This is a genomic window from Actinomyces sp. HMSC08A09 (genome assembly GCF_001807465.1).
Classification (GTDB): domain Bacteria; phylum Actinomycetota; class Actinomycetes; order Actinomycetales; family Actinomycetaceae; genus Actinomyces; species Actinomyces oris.
In genome coordinates this window covers 175,932-178,297 of the sequence record NZ_KV789133.1, presented here as the reverse complement: position 1 = coordinate 178,297, position 2,366 = coordinate 175,932, and the positions used below count along the sequence as shown (strand labels likewise).

Sequence of the window (2,366 nt, the reverse complement as noted above, 5' to 3'; positions counted from 1 at the left end):
CTACAAGGCCGACCACCCCTGGACCAACCTCCTGCTTGCCGGGCTCGGGCACCTCCAGGCACTCCCCGCCCCGTAGACACGCGGAACTCATCTCCTGCCCGCCACGATCCTGAAGGACCCCCTGGCCCCTGGAAAGGCCCGACCACCGCGAGACGACACGCGGCAGACCGCCACACCCAACCGGCATAATCAACCCCACGACACCGGCAACGACGCCACCCAAACCCACTCAACCAGACCACGAAAGATCGAGGCTAACTGCTTGTAACAGCCCACAACACTTTCAGACCTTAGCACCCCTGTAGTAGACTCACAGCCACAACACCCTGTCCAACATGGACATTGACGGTAGGAATCTATCTCTCAGAATGGCCTGCAGAAGGAATTACCACGTAAATTAACTAGACTTCACACCTTAATCTCCGATATTCATTTATCACTCTCAAGCGTATTTAGGAAGCGCTATGTCGAACCAAGGTAATGGCATCAATTCCGCCCTCTATTCAATTGTTCGCCGAGCAGAGAAGAGCGACAACAAAACATTGCGCAACACTTTTGCCGACTCGGGAGTTACTATCCCATTAAAATCAATCGACAACCAAGTGATATACGGACGTCGAGGAACCGGAAAAACACACGCTTTGCGTTACTTAGAATCGGTGATAACTTCCTCGTCAGATATTCCTGTGTATATTGACCTTCGGACGATCGGCTCACCTGGAACGATAATTGGAGACTCTGGCGAGTCTATCACACAAAAAGCACAGAATCTGCTGATCGACCTGCTTCACATGCTTCATGATTCTCTGCTGACGATAGTAATTGACGACCCTAACCTCATTGAAGATAACTATTTTATTGACAAACTAGACAACCTCGTTACTTCCATTACGACAGTTTCGGTAGATGGCGGTATCGAGCAACGCACGGTAACGGAAACGCAAGACACCCATGGCGGTGACTTAAAACTGCATACTTCACTGTCTTCTGCAGGACTGAAACTCGGCAGCGAATATTCAAACTCCCATAAAACACTTGATGAAGTTAAGCGTTCAGGAACAGAGAGCGTTCGCCTGAATTTCTCAGATATTGCGAGCGCTTTAAGAGCGATTAGTTCTGCGTCATCACGCAGGATCTGGATATTGCTTGACGAATGGAGCTCTATTCCTCTCAATATTCAACCCATAATTTCCGAGTTTCTAGTCAGATGCCTGTGCCCCATTCCGAACTTCACGGTGAAAATTGGTGCCATTGAACAGGAATCTAATTTTCGTACGGAAATTAATGGACAGAGTATTGGCATAGAACTAGGGGCCGACTTCTCTGCAGATCTCAATCTGGATGAATTTCTCATTTATGAAGGGCACGAATCTCAGTCCACAGAATTTTTTCGCCAGCTTTTCTTTAAGCACTTAAAGTCAGTTGACGAAAGTCGCTTTGCGTTCCTGACTGAACTAAAGTCAGAAAAGGATCTAGTCAGGCTTGCATTCACCGAAAAGAGGTCTTTCGAAGAGTTGGTTAGGGCGGCCGAAGGGATCCCAAGAGATGCAATCAACATTGCAGCCAAGGCTGCAATTAATGCGAGAAATGAAAAAATTTCGGTGGACAATATTCGATCAGCGGCACGCCAGTGGTTCCAAACAGACAAAGCGACAGCTATCAGCAACAAAACGAATGCACTCAACTTGCTAAACTGGTCAATAGACAAAGTGATTCGCGAAAAAAAGTCTCGAGCATTCCTACTTCCTCAAGAGAACTCCTCCAATGAACTAATTTTATTTCTATACAACTCGAGAGTTCTTCACCTCGTTCGTCGAGGCTACTCAGCAAAGGATCGACCAGGAGAGAGATACGATGTTTGGGCGATCGATTATGGCGCATATATCGACCTTATGAAAACAAAGACTGCACCAAACTCGCTGCTCGCTTTCGACCTGACAGAAAACACAGACACAGCGTCTGAACTATCGGACAATATAGACATTCCAACACTCGACCTGAGGTCAATTAGGCGAGCAATCCTTGATCTCAGCGAGTTCGAGGAACATTTCAGGATTTGCAACTAGGGGTTGCATTTGCGCTATTTCCACCTGAACTCAAATCGAAAGGCAGTAGCACCAAATTATTGAGGCTATCTCTCAGGGGCGTCTTAGAGGTTTTGTGATTCTAGCAGATCGCTATGCAGTGTGGTAACCTGCTCTTGATTTATGGAGATTTTGACGCTTAAGTCAAGAAGTAAATCGCTGTGACGAATATCGGCACGACGTTTCCACTGGGAAGGCGACGCCTTTACCGATGGGCAGGTCATCGACACCATCACCCCCAAAAGAGGCTCCAACACCGAGCGGGACAAGAGCCGCAAGGCC

2 protein-coding genes are annotated in these 2,366 nt (G+C 47.7%); one reads left to right on the top strand and one right to left on the bottom strand.

Annotated features, from left to right (window positions below; genetic code table 11):
• Positions 1 to 464: 464 nt before the first annotated feature.
• Positions 465 to 2,066 carry a P-loop NTPase family protein gene (locus HMPREF3165_RS13285; RefSeq protein WP_141745033.1) on the top strand — a complete coding sequence of 534 codons (1,602 nt, stop codon included), beginning with the start codon at positions 465 to 467 and terminating at the stop codon, positions 2,064 to 2,066.
• Positions 2,067 to 2,149: 83 nt separating this feature from the next.
• Here HMPREF3165_RS13285 and HMPREF3165_RS13515 read toward each other — a convergent pair.
• A partial coding sequence (locus HMPREF3165_RS13515; RefSeq protein ID WP_218079048.1) for a hypothetical protein occupies positions 2,150 to 2,366 on the bottom strand: 217 nt, incomplete at its 5' end.